Here is a 1,044-nt window from a genome sequence, read left to right as displayed (position 1 = left end):
TGTTCCAGGCGGCGATCCAGGTCCGGATGTCCTGCTCCAGGGCCTGGACGGTCTTGTGGACGCCCCGCCGTATCCGCTTGTTCGTCAGCTCGGCGAACCACCGCTCCACCAGGTTGAGCCAGGACGACCCGGTCGGCGTGAAGTGCAGGTGGAACCGGGGGTGGGCCAGCAGCCAGGTCTTGATGGCCGGGGTCTTGTGGGTGGCGTAGTTGTCCAGCACCAGGTGGACGGCGAGGTCGGCCGGGACTTCCTTGTCGAGCTTGATGAGGAACTTCTTGAACTCCTCGGCCCGGTGGCGCCGGTGCAGGGAGCCGATCACCTGGCCGGTGGCGACCTCGAGGGCGGCGAACAGAGTGGTGGTGCCGGCGCGGACATAGTCGTGGGTGACGCGTTGCGGAACTCCGGGCATCATCGGCAACACCGGCTGTGAGCGGTCCAGGGCCTGGATCTGCGACTTCTCGTCGACGCAGAACACCAGGGCACGCTCCGGCGGGTCCAGGTAGAGGCCGACGACATCGTGGACCTTGTCGACGAAGTACGGATCCGTCGACAGCTTGAACGTCTCCGAGCGGTGCGGCTGCAGCCCGAACGCCCGCCAGACACGGGACACGGTCGACTGCGACAGGCCCAGTTCCTTCGCCATCGACCGTGTCGACCAGTGGGTCGCGTTCTTCGGTGCGGACTGCAGGGTCCTGGTGACCAGCGCGGCCACCTGTTCGTCGGTGACCGATCTGGGACCGCCCGGGCGGGGCATGTCGCCCAGACCGGCGATCCGGTGCTCGACGAACCTCGCCCGCCACCGGCCCACCGCATGCGCGGTCGAGCCGAGCCGGGCCGCGACATCCTTGTTCGAAGCGCCCTCCGCGCAGGCCAGGATGATCCGGCATCTCAAGGCCCATGCCTGCGGCGTGGAACGGCGCCGCACCCATCGCTCGAGCGCGGCCCGTTCCTCGTCGGACAGGATCAACTCGGCCTTCGGCCGCCCCGTACGTGCCATAGGGCAAGCCTATACATCTGAACAGAATTCCTGACTCAGAAGACTAG

1 protein-coding gene is annotated in these 1,044 nt (G+C 67.3%); it reads right to left on the bottom strand.

Annotation, left to right across the window (positions count from 1 at the left end; all coding sequences use genetic code 11):
* A partial coding sequence (locus K7G60_RS38560; protein WP_225805623.1) for an IS630 family transposase occupies positions 1 to 997 on the bottom strand: 997 nt, incomplete at its 3' end.
* Positions 998 to 1,044 lie beyond the last annotated feature (47 nt).

The organism is Streptomyces sp. NK15101 (assembly GCF_020400725.1).
GTDB lineage: Bacteria > Actinomycetota > Actinomycetes > Streptomycetales > Streptomycetaceae > Streptomyces.
This window is presented reverse-complemented; position numbering and strand designations above follow the sequence as displayed.